Origin of the sequence: Stenotrophomonas maltophilia (assembly GCF_001676385.1) — a bacterium.
Classification (GTDB): domain Bacteria; phylum Pseudomonadota; class Gammaproteobacteria; order Xanthomonadales; family Xanthomonadaceae; genus Stenotrophomonas; species Stenotrophomonas maltophilia_J.
Window position 1 is genome coordinate 1 of the sequence record NZ_LYVJ01000051.1, and the last position, 272, is coordinate 272.

Here is a 272-nt window from a genome sequence, read left to right on the forward strand (position 1 = left end):
CTCACCGCAGTGAACGTTGTTGCCGATGCTGCTTCAACGTTGGACCCGTGGGCCTTTCGTCGTTGCGAGCCGCCTATTATGGCAGGCCTTTCAGCTTTGTCAACAACTTGTTTGAGGAACTTGAAGCTCTTCTTGAAGTTGTTGCGGCAAGTCCAGGTCAAAACCTGATGCCTGCAAAAAAAGGAAAACCCCGCTGCGCAGGCAGCGGGGTTTTGGGTGTAAACCCTGGCGATGACCTACTCTCGCATGGCTTGAGCCACACTACCATCGGC

The 272-nt window shown here is 54.0% G+C and carries 1 protein-coding gene; it reads left to right on the forward strand.

What is annotated here, in order from left to right:
• Positions 1–47: 47 nt before the first annotated feature.
• On the forward strand, positions 48–272 hold a 225-nt coding region (locus A9K58_RS20015), incomplete at its 3' end, for a hypothetical protein (RefSeq protein WP_231109356.1).